This window comes from Bradyrhizobium sp. SZCCHNR1053 (assembly GCF_032381235.1).
Taxonomy (GTDB): Bacteria; Pseudomonadota; Alphaproteobacteria; order Rhizobiales; family Xanthobacteraceae; genus Bradyrhizobium.
Genome location: NZ_JAUHJM010000008.1, coordinates 19,156 through 33,569, shown reverse-complemented (window position 1 = coordinate 33,569; position 14,414 = coordinate 19,156). Strand labels below are relative to the sequence as shown.

Below are 14,414 nucleotides of genomic sequence, written 5' to 3'. Positions count from 1 at the left end.
GAACGAGCTGTTTCAGTTCGCGGTCGAGGGCATGCGGCGGCGTGCGCTGAGATCGTGGGCCTCGCTCGGCGTGCTATCGAGCGGCGCGGCGGTCTCAGGCGGAACGATCAGGGCAACGAAGCCCTGGCTCGCGCCCTCCAGGCCGAACAGCTTGGTCCGGAGCGTGAAGTCGGCCCGCACCGAACGTCGCGCCTGCGCCGCCGCAGCTTGCATGCCCGAGATGCAGGAGATGTCGGAGTCGTAGCACAGCGCCGCCCAGCCCTGCGCGGTCAGCACTTTGGACGGAGGCTGCAGCTCGTGCGGGTGCACCAGCGCCATTTCATAGCGCGGATGGTCGGGACTGTAGAACGCGGCGGCAAAAGCAAGGCCGTCGTCGCCGCCGACGGCGGGAAGGACGCCGTTCGACGCCGTCCGCCACAGGCGGTCGAGCTCGGTCACGGCCGGCTCATAGAAGTTGCGGCCCTCGTTCAACGGAACGTAGTTCCGGTACAATGCATGGAGGGGCGCCACGACGGTGGCCGCGAATGCCGCGATCGCGATCGTCGCGGCGGCGAGATTGATCGTGATGTCGCGGGGAGCGTGATAGCTCGCGCCGCACACGATCACGATGACGAACAGGAAGATGCCCTGCAGGCCCCACAGCGGCGGCATGTCGGTGCCGAACACGACCGAGACCAGCGCGGGGAACACAATGGTCCAGATGCTGATTGTCGCCAGCAGCCGGAGCCCGGGTTCGAGGCTGAGCGCATCGTTCAGCACGCGGGTGGGGCGAGACCGCGTCATGGCGAGCCATATGAGGCCGGGGATACCGGCGATGCCGGCCATCGCCAGCAGGAAACCGCTGCCCTCGACCAGCGCGGCCCCAGCGGTCTTGCCGACGTGATGCTCGATCGCATGCGAGAACGGCTGGGCGCCGGTCGTGGCCAGCCAATAGATGTGAGGTGCGAGCGCGGCCAGGCCGGACAGCGCCGCGATCCAGGGCGCGGACGAGGTGAAATAGGCGCGACGCTCGCCGTGACACAACGCTGCGACCGCAAAGCCCGCGATCAGGAAGACCGCGTAGTACTTGCCGAGCATGGCGAGTGCCGCGGTCAGGCCGGCCGCGACGGCCCAGCCGACGTGACGCGTCTCGAAGGAGCGCAGGAAGCACCACGTCGCCAGCGGCCAGCTCGACAGCAGCACGGCGTTGGCGTTGAAGCGCTGCGCATGCAGTTGATAGACCGGCAGCAGCATGAGCAGCAGCAGTACGACCAGGCGCTTGTCACCGCGCGCGAAACGCCGGGTGATGAGGTCGACGGCCCAGAGGCCGACCGCGGCGTTGGTCAGCGCCAGCAGGTTGAACGACCAGTTGGTCAGCGGAAACACGGTGGTCCAGGCCCGCGCGGCCCAGCCCATCAGCGGCGGATGCTTGGTCGAGCCCCAGTCGAAGCTGCGTCCGAGCGACCAGGTCTCGATCACGTCCTGGTGGAGATCGCCCGCCAGATAGGCGATCGAGAAATACACCATCCAGACCGCGACGAACCCGACGATCAAGGCCGGAACGGCCCAACCATCCTCTACGGCGTCGATCCAGACCGCGAGAGCTTTGCGCCAACGGCCAACCGAACCACTGGCCTCGATCGCGATGGCCGGCAACGCAAGACTCATGATGTTACTTCCAACCACGCTCGCCTGGCGCGTAAAGCTCCACCCGCGCGCAGCCGCGCGCGAGCAAATGGAACTCTCCGCCGCCGGATTGAACCCTGTTAGAATTGTTAAAAAGAGTTCATGTCGCAAATTGTGAGGCGTGGTGGCCCAATTGCGATCATGTTTGGCCGATGCCGATACCAAACGATGCACGACGGGCGGTTCCCGCCATGGACCGGACCCGCAATCGACAAATTCGCGGTGAACGAAGCTGGGCGCCCGGCTTGCTACTCGTTGCGTGCGATCGTGTTCAGCTTCGTCAGGTCATGCAGCAGGATGCGGCCGCGTTGCAGATCCAGGATCTTGTCCTTGCGCCAGGCCTGCAACTGGCGGTTCACGCTTTCACGCGCCGCGCCGACGAAGACGCCGAGCTGTTCCTGCGAGATATGAACCTCGGAGCCGAAATCCTCCGCCAGCGCGCACAGCCGGCGTGCCAGCCGGACCGGCAGCGGCTGCAGCACCGATTCCTCCATTCGCTCGCTCTGCCAGCGGATGCGCTGGCACAGCAGCTGAATGATCCTGATCGCCACCTTGGGCTCGCGTTCCAGGAAGCTGAGGAAATCCTCGCGGCGAAGCACGAACAGCTCGGACGCTTCACCGGCCGTGGCGTCCGCCGTGCGCTCCTGCCCGTCGAGCACGGCGACCTCGCCGAACAGATCGCCGGGTCCCATGAAGTTGAGGGTCAGTCGGCTGCCGTCGGTGGCGCCGGTCTCGATGCGAATCTGGCCGCGCCGCACCCCGAACAGGGCATTGCCGGGATCGCCCTTCTGGAACAGCACCTCGCCCGACGACAGGTGCTGAGTGTGACAGAGGCTCGAGATTCGCTGCAGCTCGTCCGCGCCGAGGTCGGCGAACATCGGGTTCATCTTCAGAATGACCGCAAATTCGGCCTGCTTGCTCATCACTATACCTTCGGCAGTGGTTCAGAGCCCGAGTTACAGAATCCGCCCGGGCGGAAGTGTGTCATAAGTCACATAATGGCGCACGCGCTCACGACTATGTTGGTCGCTCTCGGAGCGGTCTTCGTTCCGAGAAAAATTCGGATTGAACCGGGTCGGCGTTGCCGCACGCTAACCCGTGGAGACCGCTCGCGCCTTGCGCTTGGGACATCGACATGAAGGCATTGAAGATCGCAGGCGGTTTGATTGGCGCCGTCATCGTCGTGCTCGCTCTGGCGCTCGCTTTTGGACTTCCGGCGAGCTTCCTCACGGTCGCCATCCAGGACCGCGTCGAGCGTGACACCGGCTATCGCCTGAGCATCGCCGGCTCGGCAAGCGTCAGCCTGTGGCCGTCGCTGCATGCGACCCTGACGGACATCACCCTGCAGGATCCGAAGGAGCGGGACGGCAACAATCGGCTGACGATCGGCAAGCTGCAGGCCGACGTGGCGCTGTCGAGCCTGTGGTCCGGCCGGCCCGACATCGGCGAGATCATCATCGACAAGCCCACACTCTATCTGCCGCTGCTGCGCGAACGGCTGCGGGACAACGCGCCGCGTAGCCGTGCCTCGGCGAAGTCGGAAGCGGCGCCTGCGGTCCGGATCGAACGGGTCACCGTCAGGGACGGCGCCGTCATCCTTTCCAACCCGCGCGACCGCGTCGAGAATCGGCTCGAGGGCATCGGCGCGACGGCGTCTCTGTCCGACGGCAAGGTCAAGATCACGGGCGCGGCCCGTGCCGGCGGCCGCCCGGTGACGTTCGACGTCACGGCGGCGGCGCCTGCGCTGCCAATTGACCGCCAGACGCTGCCGGTCGACTTCAAGATCGACGTGGCCAATGCATTTCGCGGAGTCCTTGCTGGCCGCGCCGACGTTCGGCTGAATGGCCCGGTGGTGTTGATCAACGGCCTCAGCGGTACGCTTGGCGATGGCGATTTCAACGGCTGGGCCTCGGTCGATCTCGCGAGCAAGCCGCTGGTGAAGGTCGATCTCGACGTTCGCCGGCTCGACTTGGGAGCGCTTGCGGGGCAGGGCTCTGCCGGCGCGTCGGGATGGAGCACGGCGGCAATCGACTTGCGCGGTCTCAACTACGTCGATGCGCGCGTGAAGTTGTCGGCGACGGATGTCGTTCTCTCCGGGGCTCGCCTCGGTCCGCTCGATCTCGAAGCCTCGCTGGCCGGCGGCCTGCTGAAGGCGACCGTCGCCAATCTCGGCGCCTATGACGGGCAGGCCAGTGGCGAGGTCGTGATCGACGCCTCCACGGGCAATCCGGCCTATGCGATGCACTGCGATCTCGTCGGCATCCGCGCGCTGCCGCTGCTCTCGAGCGTCGCCGGATTCGACAAGCTCGATGCGCGGATGCAGGGCAAGCTGGCCTTGCGCTCCAGCGGCGCCAGCCAGCAGGCTCTCATGAGCAACCTGAGCGGCTCGGCGTTCCTGCTGTTCCAGGACGGCGCTATCCGCGGCATCAACGTCGCGCAGATGATCCGCTCATTGACGGCCAATCCGCTGTCGGGATGGCAGGAATCGAAGGAGCTGACGACCGATCTCACGCAGCTCTCGGCCTCGTTCCAGGTCGAGCGCGGGCAGGCCGCCACCAGTGACCTCAACCTGGTCGGACCGCTGGTCAAGGTCACCGGTGCGGGGACGATCGATCTGGGCAATCGGGCGCTGGCGATGCGCGTCGAGCCGAAGCTCGTGATGACGACCGAGGGGCAGGGCCGCACCTCGGAGCCGGTTGGTCTCGGGATTCCCATCGTCATCGACGGCCCCTGGAGTCAGCCGCGCTTCTACCCCGACATGGCCGGCATCCTCGACAATCCGGATGCTGCCTACGCCAGGCTCAAGCAGATGGGCCAGGGCCTGTTCGGCAAGGACGGAGCCGGGCTGAACAATCTGATCAACGGCATCGGGGGCCTCATCGGAAATGCTGCGCCCAACGCCGGTTCGAACGGCGCGCCATCGACGGTGGCTCCGAACGCGCAGGCCCCGGCGGCCGGCCAATCCGACCTGCTTGGCGGCGATCTCGGATCGGCGATCGGCAATCTGATTCAGCAAGGGCTGCAGCAGGGCGCGCAGCCGCAGGCCAAGGGCCGCGGCCGTACGCTGGTTGCGCCCCAGGGCGGCGCTGTTCCGCCGTCTTCGGGCGATGCCGGCCAGGGCCCGGCGGAGGCCGCCCCCGCCGAGCCTCGGCAGGACGGCGCGCAGGACAGTCAGCCGATGAACGATGTACTGAAGCGAATCTTCAATAGGTAATATAGAACCGTGTGGGCAATCGAAGCCACGGTGATCTCATCCGCACGGCGGAGCGGGTGAGGGCCAACCGCGCAAACGATGGCCGGCGCGGGTGCGCACTGCGCGCGCGGCTCTGCTTGTCATTATGTGCTAAACGGATGCCGGCGACGGACCGTCTCGCACTCGAGCGGTCCCGTCTCCGAGGTGTCGCTGCCGCGAGGACGGCAGCGGACGCGCTTGTCCGAGGCTGACCTCGGCGATGACGCGCGTGAGGGGTCCGGATGAACGAGGTCGAGAACAGAGGCTGGTCGTTGCGGCAGGGCCTGTTCGCCAAATACGTCGTGTCGCTGGTCGGGCTCGTCGTGTTCGTCCTGGCCGTGAATGGCGCGACCGAAACTTGGATCAGCTATCAGTCCACCAAAGCGAGCCTGACCGCCGCCATGGCCGAAAAGGCCGACGCCAGCGCCCGGCGGATCGATCAGGCGCTCTCGGATCTGCAGCGACAGATCAGCTGGGTGACGCGGGCGAGCGCCAATACGCTGGAGCTCCGCCGCGCCGACTATGTGCAACTGCTGAGTCAGGCGCCGGCCGTGCGGCAGCTCTATCAGCTCGACGGCCAGGGTCGCGAGCAGCTCCGGGTCTCACGCACCTCGATCGCGTTCTCCTCGGGCAACGATCTGTCGCGCGATCTGCGCTTCACCGACACCGTCACGCACGGTAGCAATTTCTCCGCTGTGACCTTCAAGGGTGCGCAGCCGATGATGTCGATCTCGGTCGCGCATTCCGGCTTCAATGCTGGTGTGACCGTGGCCGACATCGACCTCGACTTTCTCGAAGACTTCATGACCGAGGCGCAGATCGGCAAGGTCGGCACCGCCTACGTGGTGGATCCGCGCGGCCAGGTGCTGGCGAGCTCGGCGAGGGGGCCGGCGGTCGGTCAGGATCTCTCCAAGCTGCCGCAGGTCGCGGCGATGCTCACGCCGGATGGCCAGCCGCTGGCCTCCGGCACGGACAGCGCCGGGCACGCCGTGCTCTCGGCGGTCGCGACGCTCCCCAAGCTCGGCTGGTCCGTGTTCTTCGAACAGTCTACCGCGCACGCATTGGCGCCGATCCGCGATCAGCTGTTGCGCGGTGCGCTGTTGATCGCGCTCGGTCTTGCCGTTGCGATCCTCGCGGGCTCGCTGCTGGCGCGACGCATGCTCGTCCCGATCACCGCGTTGCGCGCCGGCGCGCGCAAGCTCGGCGCCGGAGATTTCGCCCAGCGCATCGAGGTGAAGACGCATGACGAGCTGGAGGAGCTCGCCGATCAGTTCAACAGCATGGCCGGCCAGCTCGCGCAGTCCTATGCCGTGCTGGAAGCCAAGGTCGAGGAGCGTACGCGCGATCTGGCTCAGTCGATCAATGAGCTGAAGGTGCTCGAGGAGGTTGGCCGCGCGGTGGCCTCTTCGCTCGATCTCAATGCGGTGCTGCCGACGGTGGCGGCCCGGGCGCTGGAGATCACCAAGACCGACGCCGTGCTGATCTATTCCTATGAGGCCGCCGAACGCCGCTTCAGGCTGGTGGAGGCCAAGGGCGTCGACCGGGACGGCCCGCACAATGTGCTGGACGAGCGGACGAGCCTGCTCTCCGACTCCGTGCGTAGCGGCGAGCCGATCGCGATCGCCGAGCTCGAAAGCGCACCCGATCACCCGCTGCGTGACGTCGCGGTCGCCGCCGGCTTTCACGCCGTGCTGTTCACGCCGCTGGTCGATCAGCAGGGTGTGCTCGGCGCGCTCGTGGTGCTCCGCCGGTCGGCCGGCACGTTCCCGCCGAACCTGATCGGACTGATGCGAACGTTTGCCAACCAGGCCGTGCTGGCGATGCGCAACGCACGACTGTTCACCGAGGTCGATCAGAAGGGCCGCGAGCTCGCGCTGACCCACGCGACGGTGCAGCAGCAGGCCGCCAAGCTCACCGAGCAGACCGAGCAGCTGCGCGAATGGAACAAGTCGCTCGAGGAGCGCGTCGAGAAGCAACTGGCGGAGATCGAGCGGATCAGGCGGCTGGAGCGCTTCCTGGCGCCGCAGGTGGCGCAGATCATCGCGTCGTCGGATGGTCACGATGCGCTGCTGGAAAGCCACCGCCGCGAGGTCACGGTCGTGTTCTGCGATCTGCGCGGCTTCACCGCGTTTACCGAGACGACCGAGCCCGAAGAGGCGATGAACGTGCTGCGTGAATATCACGCCGCGCTCGGCAAGCTCATCTTCAAATATGAGGGCACGCTCGATCGCTATGCCGGCGACGGCGTGATGATCCTGTTCAATGCACCGATCCCGTTCGAGGATCACACCATGCGCGCGGTGAAGATGGCGCTCGAAATGCGCGACGAGATCGGCCAATTGACGGAGCGCTGGAAAAATCGCGGCCACAGCCTGGGGTTCGGCGTCGGCATCGCACTGGGATATGCGACGCTCGGCCAGGTCGGCTTCGAGCACCGGCTCGAATACGCCGCGATCGGCAGCGTCACCAATCTCGCCTCGCGGCTATGCGACGAGGCCAAGGCCGGACAAGTGATCGTGTCGCGCCGAGTGTTCGGCGTGGTCGAACAGTCGGTCGACGCCAGGCCGATCGACGACCTGCATCTCAAGGGCTTCAATCACGCGGTGCTGGCGATGGAGATCCTGCGCTGGCACGGGGAGGGCGCCGATTTGATTGATGCCCCTGCAGAGCGGCGGCGATCATCTTCGTGACGACATGTAGGGATGACGTGTAGGGTGGGCAAAACGATGCTGAAGGCGTCGCGTGCCCACCGCTTTTGCCAAACCACGGTGGTGGGCACGGCGCGCAAGACCGTCGTCGACCACGGAGAGCGTGGCAGGCGCCTTTGCCTGCCCAACACATCCGTAACTAATACGCCTGCTTCGCGTCGGCTTCCTCGCTGGTCTGGATCAGGTCGAGGCTCGCCTCGATCTTGCCGATCAGGCGGTCGAACGTCTTGCGCTCGTCGGCGGACAGGCACGCCATGATTTCGCGCTCGCGCTGCTGCAAACGCGGGATCAGCTCCTCATAAAGCGTCTTGCCCTTACGTGTCAGGCGCAGACGGAACTCGCGGCGATCCTCGGCGTTCTCGACGCGCTCGATCAGCCGCCGCTCCAGCAACGACGTCACGGCCCGGCTGATGGTCGATTTGTGCGTGCGGGTGCACGCCGCGACATATTGCGCGCTGCAGGCCTCGCGGCGGAAGCCGAGCGTCGCGAGCACGCGCCATTCCGGAATGTCGAGCCCATAGCGCTCCCGATATTCGACGGCGAGCGCCGCGCTGACCTCGGCGGCCAGACGGTTGAGCCGGAATGGCGCGAACTTGAACAGGTCGAGCCGCTCGTCTTCCTGCGGCACTGCGGCATTTCGGTCATCCTCGACCGGCTTCGCCTGCCGCCTGGACGCCGCGGTAGATGGCTTCGCCAAAATCGCGCTCCGATTTTTGAGTTGACGCGGCCGAAGCCGTCGGCTTTAGAATAGTTGCAGGTGAGACTATCTGGCAAGACGGCCGAATGGCCTCGCCCGAGGAAATGTCGGTCGCTTCGAAAGTCGTCGCTTCGAAAGTCCAAGAAAACCACAAGGCGAGCAAGCCATGGTGCAGGCCAATCCGGGGCAGGGCGCGAGCCAGGCGAAGGTTCAGTTCGGCTATCATCGGCACGAAGACCAGGATCAGGCCACGCCGGCCGCGCATCCGGTCGTCGTCGTGGGTGCGGGTCCCGTCGGGCTGTCGTTCGCGATCGATCTTGCGCAGCGCGGCCATGCCGTCGTGGTGCTCGATGATGCCGACCGGATCGGCGAGGGCTCGCGCGCGATCTGCTTCTCCAAGCGCTCGCTGGAATATTGGGATCGCCTCGGCGTGGGCGACCGGATGGTCGACAAGGGCGTGGTGTGGAACGTCGGCCGCATCTTCCACGGACCGTCCGAGCTCTATCAGTTCAACCTGCTGCCGGAGCCCGGGCACAAGCGGCCGGCCTTCATCAACCTGCAGCAGTTCTACGCCGAGGCCTATCTGGTCGATCGCGTCAACGCGCTGCCGGAGATCTCGCTGCGCTGGCGCAACAAGGTGACGGCGCTGGAGCAGCGCAACGATCATGTCGTGCTGACGATCGAGACGCCGGATGGCGCCTATCGGCTCTCGGCGCAATACGTGATCGCCTGCGATGGCGCGCGCTCCTCGCTGCGCCAGATGGTCGGCGCGGGTTTTTCCGGCAAGGTGTTCGAGGATCAGTTCCTGATCGCCGACGTCAGGATGACGGCTGAATTCCCCACCGAGCGCTGGTTCTGGTTCGATCCGCCGTTCCATGCCGGGCGCTCGGCGCTGTTGCACCGGCAGCCGGACAATGTCTGGCGCATCGACCTGCAGCTCAGTCGGTATGCCGATCCCAACGTCGAGAAGCAGCCGGAGAATGTGCGGCCACGGATCGCGCGCATGCTCGGCCATGATCAGTTCGAATTCGAATGGATCTCGCTCTACAAATTCCAGTGCCGGCGCATGGAACGCTTCATTCATGGTCGCGTCGTTTTCGCCGGCGATTCCGCCCATCAGGTCTCGCCGTTCGGCGCGCGCGGTGCCAATTCGGGGCTGGAGGATGCCGAGAACCTGGCCTGGAAGCTCGATCGCGTGCTGCGCGGTACCTCGCCCGCGGCGCTGCTCGAAACCTATCATCTGGAGCGAAGCGCAGCGGCTGACGAAAACATTCGCGAGTCCACGCGGGCGACGGATTTCATGGCGCCGAATTCGCACCAGGAGGCGCGGCTGCGCAAGGTGGTGCTCGCGCTCGCCAGGGACACCGAATTCGGCAAGCGCATGGTCAATGGCGGCCGGCTGTCGGTTCCCTCGGTCTACCAGACGCCGCTGTCGACCGAAGACGACGAGGCTTGGCACAGTGGCCCTCGTCCGGGAACATCGATGCCGGATGCTCCGCTCGAGACGGCAGACGGACGGCACCTTCATCTCACAGATGCATTCAATGCTCAGGGCCGGCGTTTCACCCTGCTGTCCTTTGCCAATGGTGAGGCGATCGATGTGCCCGACGATGTCGGTGTCGTCAGCATCGGCGGTCCGAATGGACTTGCCGATGGCGAGGGGTTCGCGGGCAAGCGTTACGGGGCCGAACCCGGCACATCCTATCTGCTGCGTCCGGACGGCTATGTCGCGGCGCGCTTCCGGCATCCGCGCCGCGCCGCGATCGCGGCGGCGGTCGCACGCGCCTCCGGCCTGAGCTGAGGAGCCGCAACGATGACACTCTCGACCGCTTCCAATTTCGCCAAGCCCGACGATGCCTTTCGCGCCATCGTCGAAGCCCATCGGGGCCTCTCGGACCTCGAAAGCGCCGACCTCGATGCGGCATTGGTCCTGATCCTCGCCAATCACATCGGTGACATCGGTGTGCTGGGCGAGGCGATCGCGCTGGCGAAACGCAGCATGGCGGATGCCGGCCAACAGCAACAACAGCAGCAGCAATAGGCTGCTGCGCACACAAGGAATGAAGTGATGGCGAAAGGTTTCGCATCGACCACGGATCTCGCCGAGAAGAAGGTCACCTTCTCGGAGATCGGCCCGGATCTCTATGCTTTCACGGCGGAGGGCGACCCGAACTCTGCGGTCATCGTCGGCGACGACGGCTGCATCGTGTTCGATGCCCAGGCGACGCCGGCGATGGCCAACAAGGTGATCGAGCGCGTCAGGACGGTGACCGACAAGCCGATCAAATATGTCGTGCTGTCGCACTACCACGCCGTGCGCGTGCTCGGCGCCTCGGCCTATCATGCGCAGGGCATCGTCGCCTCGCAGGAGACGCACCGGCTGATCGTCGAGCGCGGCCAGCAGGATTGGGACTCCGAATACGGCCGCTTCCCGCGCCTGTTCCAGGACGCCGAGAGCATTCCCGGCCTGACCTGGCCGACGCTCACTTTCGATGGCGAGATGACGATCCATCTCGGCAAGCGCGAGGTGCAACTGATCCAGCTCGGCGCCGGCCATACGTCCGGTGACATCGTCGCCTGGGTGCCGGATGCCGAGGTGATGTTCTCCGGCGATCTCATCGAATATCACTCGGCCTGTTATTGCGGCGATGCCTATTTGCGCGAATGGCCGTCGACCCTGAACGAGATCCGCGACTTCAATCCCAAGGCGATCGCGCCCGGCCGCGGCGACGCGCTGAAGGGCGAGGCCACGGTGCGCGAAGCGATCGCGATGACGCGCGACTTCGTCTCGTCGTTGTATGGCGCGGCGGAGATGTCGGTCGCCAAGGGACGCAGCCTCAAGGAGTCCATGGCCGCCACGCGCGACGTGATGGATCCGAAATTCTCGAGTTTCGCCATCTATGAGCACTGCCTGCCGTTCAACGTGTCGCGTGCCTATGACGAAGCCAGCGGCATCGACGATCCCGTGATCTGGACCGCCGAGCGCGACCGCGAGATGTGGGCCCGCCTGCAAGGAGAAGGATGATGAACATCAACACATCGCCTGACCGGTTGCACCGCGCATCGGGACAGGTCACGCCGGGCTACATGTCCGGCTTCGGCAATTCGTTCGAGTCCGAGGCGCTGCCGGGCGCGCTTCCGATCGGCCGCAACTCGCCGCAGCGCTGCGCCTACGGGCTCTACGCCGAGCAGCTGTCTGGCTCGCCGTTCACCGCGCCGCGCGGCTCCAACGAGCGCTCCTGGCTGTACCGCATCCGGCCCTCGGTGAAGCACTCCGGCCGATTCGCCAAGGTCGATGCCGGGTTGTGGCGCACCGCGCCGTGTCACGAGCAGGAGATCACGGTGCAGCAGCTGCGCTGGGATCCGACGCCGCTTCCGGCAGGCGATGTGACGTTTCTGCAGGGTGTGCAGACCATGACCACGGCCGGCGATGCCACGACCCAGGCCGGCATGGCGGCGCATGTCTACGTCATCACCAAGTCGATGGTCGACCAGCACTTCTACGATGCCGACGGCGAGCTGATGTTCGTGCTGCAGCAGGGCCGTTTGCTGTTCGTCACCGAGTTCGGCCGCATCGACGCCGAGCCTGGCGAGATCGTCGTGATCCCGCGCGGCGTCAAGTTCCGGGTGGAGATTCCGGCGGGACCGGCACGTGGCTATCTCTGCGAGAATTATGGCGGCGCCTTCACCTTGCCGGAGCGCGGCCCGATCGGCGCGAATTGTCTTGCCAATGCGCGCGACTTCCTGACCCCGGTGGCCTCGTATGAGGACAAGGATACGCCGACCGAACTCTACGTGAAATGGGGCGGCGCGCTGTTCAAGACCGAGCTCAGGCACTCGCCGATCGACGTCGTTGCCTGGCACGGCAACTACGCGCCGTATAAATATGACCTGCGCACCTTCTCGCCGGTCGGCGCCATCGGCTTCGATCATCCCGATCCGTCGATCTTTACCGTGCTGACCTCGCCGTCGGAAACCGCCGGCACGGCCAACATCGATTTCGTGATCTTCCCCGAGCGCTGGATGGTGGCCGACAACACTTTCCGTCCGCCGTGGTATCACATGAACATCATGTCGGAGTTCATGGGTCTGATCTACGGCGTCTACGACGCCAAGCCGCAGGGCTTCGTGCCTGGTGGCATGAGCCTGCACAATTGCATGCTGCCGCACGGTCCGGATCGCGAGGCGTTCGATCACGCCAGCAATGGCGAGTTGAAGCCGGTCAAGCTCACGGGCACGATGGCCTTCATGTTCGAGACGCGCTTCCCGCAGCGCATCACCAAGCACGCCGCGGAGTCCGGCACCATGCAGAGCGACTACGCCGATTGCTGGAACGGACTGGAGAAGCGTTTCGATCCGAACAGGCCTTGAACTGGGAGAATGCCGTCATGGCCGGGCTTGACCCGGCCATCCACGACATTCTCTGTGCGGTGAGAGATGGATGCCCGGGTCAAGCCCGGGCATGACGACGTAGTCCGGAGAAGCATTTTGACTCATCCCAACGATCCCTCGCTTCGCTCCTTCATCCCGGTCGATCCGGCCTCGGACTTCCCGATCCAGAACCTGCCCTACGGCGTGTTCTCCGCCGCCGATTCGCCAAAGCCGCGCGTCGGTGTCGCCATTGGCGAGTTCGTGCTCGACCTCGCCGTGCTCGAGGACGAAGGCCTGCTCGATCTGGCGCCGGCCTATGAGGTGTTCGCGCAATCCTCGCTGAATGCCTTCATGGCGCTCGGCCCCGACGTGTGGTCGAAGACGCGTGCCGCGATCAGCGCGCTGCTGCGCGACGACAATCCGCGGCTGCGCGACGACAAGCCGCTGCGCGGCCGCGCGCTGCTGCCGCGCCAGGACGTCACGCTGCATCTGCCGTTCCACGTCGCCGGCTACACCGATTTCTATTCGTCGAAGGAGCATGCCACCAATGTCGGCGTCATGTTCCGCGGCAAGGACAATGCGCTGCAGCCGAACTGGCTGCACATGCCGATCGGCTATAACGGGCGCGCGTCGACCGTGGTCGTCTCCGGTACCAAGGTGCGCCGGCCGCGTGGGCAGTTGAAGCCGCCGAGTGCCGATGCCCCGAGCTTCGGCCCTTGCAAGCGGCTCGATTTCGAGCTGGAGATGGGCGTCGTCATCGGCCAATCGTCGCCGCTCGGCGAGATGCTGAGCGAGGCGCAGGCGGAGGCGATGATCTTCGGCTTCGTGCTGCTCAACGACTGGAGCGCACGCGACATCCAGCAATGGGAATATGTGCCGCTTGGGCCGTTCCAGGCCAAGGCGTTCGCGACCTCGATCAGCCCGTGGGTGGTGACGCGGGAGGCGCTGGAGCCGTTCCGCGTGTCGGGGCCAACGCAGGATCCGACGCCGCTACCCTACCTGCAGCAGAAGGCCGCGCAGAACTACGATCTCTCCCTCGACGTGGCCTTGCGTGCCTCCGGCAGCAACGCCGCGCAGACCATCGCGCAGACCAATTTCAAGTATATGTACTGGTCGAGCGTGCAGCAGCTGATGCACCACGCCTCCTCCGGTTGCGCGATGAGCGTGGGCGATCTCCTCGGGTCCGGCACGATCTCCGGCCCGGAGAAGCATCAGCGCGGCAGCCTGCTGGAGATCAGTTGGAATGGCACCGAGCCGGTCGAGCTCGCCGGCGGCGTGAAGCGCACGTTTCTCGAGGACGGCGACTCTCTGGTGATGCGCGGCTGGTGCCAGGGGCAGGGCTATCGCGTCGGCTTCGGCGAGGTCGAAGGCACGATCGTAGCGGCCGTGTGATGCGAGCTGCCCTTGGCTGAGCTTTCGATGCACGATGTCACGTCGTGGTTATCGATTCCGGGCTCGCGCTGCGCGCGCCCCGGAATGACGAGGAGAGAGGTCAGCGCTCTTCCGGCGCGACGTTCTTCACGCCTCCGACGAACGCCGCGACCTCCTCCGCCGCATATTTCAGATGCACGCGCTTGTCCGACGGCAGCTGTTTTGTGACGCAGGCCCCTGGCCGCCATTCGCGCGACGGCCGGATCGGCCGTGGCGCAAAGCCGCCGCCGCAGTTCGGGCGAAGCTGCAGCGCCATGTTCGTCTCGCAGATGTCGGAATGATGTGACTGTCGCAAAAGCCGCGACGGTGT

The 14,414-nt window shown here is 65.7% G+C and carries 10 protein-coding genes and 1 pseudogene; 7 read left to right on the top strand and 4 right to left on the bottom strand.

Annotation, left to right across the window (positions count from 1 at the left end):
• Positions 1-12: 12 nt before the first annotated feature.
• A complete protein-coding gene (locus tag QX051_RS19235) occupies positions 13-1,647 on the bottom strand; it encodes a glycosyltransferase family 39 protein (protein WP_315777215.1) in 1,635 nt (544 codons plus the stop codon).
• 266 nt (positions 1,648-1,913) lie between these two features.
• On the bottom strand, positions 1,914-2,588 hold the full coding sequence (locus tag QX051_RS19230) for a Crp/Fnr family transcriptional regulator (RefSeq protein WP_315740764.1): 675 nt from the start codon (positions 2,586-2,588) through the stop codon (positions 1,914-1,916).
• Positions 2,589-2,800: 212 nt separating this feature from the next.
• Between QX051_RS19230 and QX051_RS19225 the strand changes: the two genes are divergently transcribed.
• Together QX051_RS19225 and QX051_RS19220 are read left to right on the top strand one after the other, a co-directional pair.
• Entirely contained in the window at positions 2,801-4,879 is a 2,079-nt protein-coding gene (locus tag QX051_RS19225; protein WP_315777214.1) for an AsmA family protein, read from the top strand.
• Between the two features lie 260 nt (positions 4,880-5,139).
• Positions 5,140-7,587, top strand: coding sequence for an adenylate/guanylate cyclase domain-containing protein (locus QX051_RS19220; protein ID WP_315777213.1), 2,448 nt, complete (start codon positions 5,140-5,142; stop codon positions 7,585-7,587).
• Between the two features lie 157 nt (positions 7,588-7,744).
• Here QX051_RS19220 and QX051_RS19215 read toward each other — a convergent pair whose 3' ends face one another.
• Positions 7,745-8,302: a MarR family winged helix-turn-helix transcriptional regulator gene (locus QX051_RS19215; protein WP_315777212.1), complete on the bottom strand. Its 558-nt coding sequence runs from the start codon at positions 8,300-8,302 to the stop codon at positions 7,745-7,747.
• A gap of 166 nt (positions 8,303-8,468) precedes the next feature.
• Between QX051_RS19215 and QX051_RS19210 the strand changes: the two genes are divergently transcribed.
• The 5 genes from QX051_RS19210 to fahA all read left to right on the top strand — a co-directional run bounded on the left by QX051_RS19210 (position 8,469) and on the right by fahA (position 14,065).
• Positions 8,469-10,103, top strand: a complete 1,635-nt coding sequence (locus tag QX051_RS19210) for an FAD-dependent oxidoreductase (protein WP_315777211.1) — start codon at positions 8,469-8,471, stop codon at positions 10,101-10,103.
• 12 nt (positions 10,104-10,115) lie between these two features.
• Entirely contained in the window at positions 10,116-10,343 is a 228-nt protein-coding gene (locus QX051_RS19205; protein WP_315750764.1) for a DUF2783 domain-containing protein, read from the top strand.
• Between the two features lie 27 nt (positions 10,344-10,370).
• Complete coding sequence (locus QX051_RS19200) at positions 10,371-11,327, top strand: MBL fold metallo-hydrolase (protein WP_315777210.1); 957 nt, start codon at positions 10,371-10,373, stop codon at positions 11,325-11,327.
• Entirely contained in the window at positions 11,327-12,673 is a 1,347-nt protein-coding gene (gene hmgA / locus QX051_RS19195) for a homogentisate 1,2-dioxygenase (protein ID WP_315777209.1), read from the top strand. Before QX051_RS19200 ends, hmgA begins: the two co-directional genes overlap by 1 nt.
• A 117-nt stretch (positions 12,674-12,790) precedes the next feature.
• Positions 12,791-14,065: a fumarylacetoacetase gene (fahA, locus tag QX051_RS19190; RefSeq protein WP_315777208.1), complete on the top strand. Its 1,275-nt coding sequence runs from the start codon at positions 12,791-12,793 to the stop codon at positions 14,063-14,065.
• 100 nt (positions 14,066-14,165) lie between these two features.
• On the opposite strand, the pseudogene QX051_RS19185 reads toward fahA, so the two are convergent.
• Positions 14,166-14,345 (bottom strand): annotated as a pseudogene (locus tag QX051_RS19185) (DUF1272 domain-containing protein); the annotation flags it as partial.
• Positions 14,346-14,414: the final 69 nt, after the last annotated feature.

Coding starts and splice junctions, on each gene's coding strand:
- QX051_RS19210 (WP_315777211.1), top strand. CDS start 8,469: ATGGTGCAGGCCAATCCGGGGCAGGGCGCGAGCCAGGCGAAGGTTCAG.
- hmgA (WP_315777209.1), top strand. CDS start 11,327: ATGAACATCAACACATCGCCTGACCGGTTGCACCGCGCATCGGGACAG.
- QX051_RS19225 (WP_315777214.1), top strand. CDS start 2,801: ATGAAGGCATTGAAGATCGCAGGCGGTTTGATTGGCGCCGTCATCGTC.
- QX051_RS19200 (WP_315777210.1), top strand. CDS start 10,371: ATGGCGAAAGGTTTCGCATCGACCACGGATCTCGCCGAGAAGAAGGTC.
- QX051_RS19220 (WP_315777213.1), top strand. CDS start 5,140: ATGAACGAGGTCGAGAACAGAGGCTGGTCGTTGCGGCAGGGCCTGTTC.
- QX051_RS19235 (WP_315777215.1), bottom strand. CDS start 1,647: ATGAGTCTTGCGTTGCCGGCCATCGCGATCGAGGCCAGTGGTTCGGTT.
- QX051_RS19205 (WP_315750764.1), top strand. CDS start 10,116: ATGACACTCTCGACCGCTTCCAATTTCGCCAAGCCCGACGATGCCTTT.
- QX051_RS19230 (WP_315740764.1), bottom strand. CDS start 2,588: ATGAGCAAGCAGGCCGAATTTGCGGTCATTCTGAAGATGAACCCGATG.